2 protein-coding genes and 1 pseudogene are annotated in these 1,991 nt (G+C 66.3%); all 3 read right to left on the reverse strand.

Annotated elements, in window-relative coordinates:
* Positions 1 to 111 precede the first annotated feature (111 nt).
* Entirely contained in the window at positions 112 to 462 is a 351-nt protein-coding gene (locus tag K6I34_RS36280; protein ID WP_229332284.1) for a group II intron maturase-specific domain-containing protein, read from the reverse strand.
* Positions 463 to 613: 151 nt separating this feature from the next.
* Positions 614 to 760: pseudogene (locus tag K6I34_RS39000) on the reverse strand (group II intron reverse transcriptase/maturase); the annotation flags it as partial.
* Positions 702 to 1,262 carry a reverse transcriptase domain-containing protein gene (locus tag K6I34_RS36290; RefSeq protein WP_229332286.1) on the reverse strand — a complete coding sequence of 187 codons (561 nt, stop codon included), beginning with the start codon at positions 1,260 to 1,262 and terminating at the stop codon, positions 702 to 704. The gene K6I34_RS36290 and the pseudogene K6I34_RS39000, both read right to left, overlap by 59 nt.
* Positions 1,263 to 1,991: the final 729 nt, after the last annotated feature.

The raw sequence follows: 1,991 nt of genomic DNA on the forward strand, positions 1-1,991 counted from the left end.
CCATTGGTAGTTGGAGGCGCGGTGCTCCTGCGAGCCCGGTTCCTCCGTCCCCTTTCAATCCGTGCGTGCGGTTTTCCCGCACACGGCTTACCGATGATCTTCTTGACATGGTTACGCCGCCTTCGGATAGCGGATCGTGCCACGTAGACGGTGCAGGCCATGCCCGTTGAACCACTCTTCCGTCCACCGATCGAGCTGTCCCGCCCGCAAGTTGCGGCCCCGTTTCCTCACCATGAGTCCCCGGAGCCGCCACGCGACGTAGCGGTCGATCTGGATGAACTTCCGGGCGGCATTCCCGGTTCGGAAGTAGGCGCCCCAGCCGCGCAGGATCGGATTCAACTCCGCGATCACGTCGCGGATGTCCGTTCCCGTCCGACGGCGGTCGGTCCGTTCGTGGACCTTGGTCCGGAGTCGCTTCATCGCCGCCTGCGAGGGCCATCGATGCAGGTAGAAGCGCCGCATGCGGTACTTCTCCCACATCCGGCCCGAGAAGCGGGCTCTGAAGTGGCAGCCGAGGAAGTCGAGTCCTTCCCGGCCCTCTCTGAGGTCGACCAGCTTCCTTCGTCTTGTCCGGGTGCAGCTCCAGCCCCAGCTCGCCGAGGATCTCCTCGACCGCTACCAGGGCCGCCCTGGCGTTGTTCACCGACCGGCACAGGACGACACCGTCGTCCGCGTACCGGACCAGTTCACCGACACCGCGCTCAGCGAGCTCGGTGTCCAGGACATGTAGGTAGATGTTGGCCAGCAAGGGTGAGATCAACCCCGCCCTGCGGAGTACCGGCGACCGTCCGCCGTACCTCCCCGTCCTCCATCACACCTGCCTGGAGCCACAGCCGCAGCAGCTTGAGCACCCTGCGGTCCGATACACGCCGCCCCACTTCCGCGAGCAGCCGACCGTGGTCGATCTCGCCGAAGAAGTTGCGGATGTCGAACTCCACGACGACACAGCGACCCTCGATGAATCCCGTCCGAAGACGCTCCATCGCCTGCAACGCCGACCGCTTGGGCCGGTACCCGTACGAGGATGGGGAGAACCCCGCCTCGAACACCGGCTCCAGGGCAATCTTCGCCGCCTGCTGGGCCACCCTGTCGCGCACCGTGGGGATGCCCAACGGCCGCTTGCCTCCCTGTGGTTTCGGGATGTCCACACGCCTGGCCGGCGCGGGACGGTATGTGCCTGAGCGAAGAGCCTGCTGGAGTTCGCCGAGCAACCGCTCGACCCCGTACCGGCTCTCCACGAACTCCAGGGTGACCCGATCCACCCCGGCGCTCCCTCTGTTGGCCCGGACCCGCTCCCACGCCTCCCACAGAACGTCACCCCTGTGGATACGGTCGTACAGGGCGTGGAAACGCCGCTCCGGAGACTGCTTGGCCGCAGTCCATAGCGCGCGTTGAAGTTGTCGCACTTTCAGGACGGACGCACGCCCGTCCACTACGACGGGGCTCGCCCCGCCGGGGTGGTTGACCAGTCTCTCTCCGGCCATGCCCTCGCGCTTACCTCCGCCACGAACGTGATCAAAGTTGGGGCCCTTCCCTCCCGGCGCGTTGTGTTGCACGCCGATCAGCGGTACTACGACCCCATCGGACTCCCGCTGCCCTCCGGACGACTTCACCATCGGCTTATACGTCCGGTCTCTTGCCCGACGTCAGGCGTGGTCAGACGGGTCTCTCCTGTTCCGGCCCAGACTGTGCACACGTGCCGCCCTCCGTACCCCGGGAGAACCCCGAGGGCTGACCCCGGAACAGGGCCCCCAGGACATGGCCTTCGCCCTGACATGAGGGGCTCGGCTTCTCCGCTGTAGATCTGACGAGGCTGCAAGGTTCGCTTAACGCTACGGCCCGCGTGCTTGCTCCCCCCGAAGGGGCTCTTGACATCCCGCTCAGCCCGCCGCGTCTCCACGACGAACCGGGACCTGCTACCGGGCACTCCGGTGTCTACCCGCACGGGACTCCCACCCGTAAGCCTGGACCAGCTTTCAGGACGCAACATG

Origin of the sequence: Streptomyces sp. UNOC14_S4 (genome assembly GCF_020740835.1) — a bacterium.
GTDB lineage: Bacteria > Actinomycetota > Actinomycetes > Streptomycetales > Streptomycetaceae > Streptomyces.

Coding starts and splice junctions, on each gene's coding strand:
- K6I34_RS36280 (WP_229332284.1), bottom strand. CDS start 462: ATGCGGCGCTTCTACCTGCATCGATGGCCCTCGCAGGCGGCGATGAAG.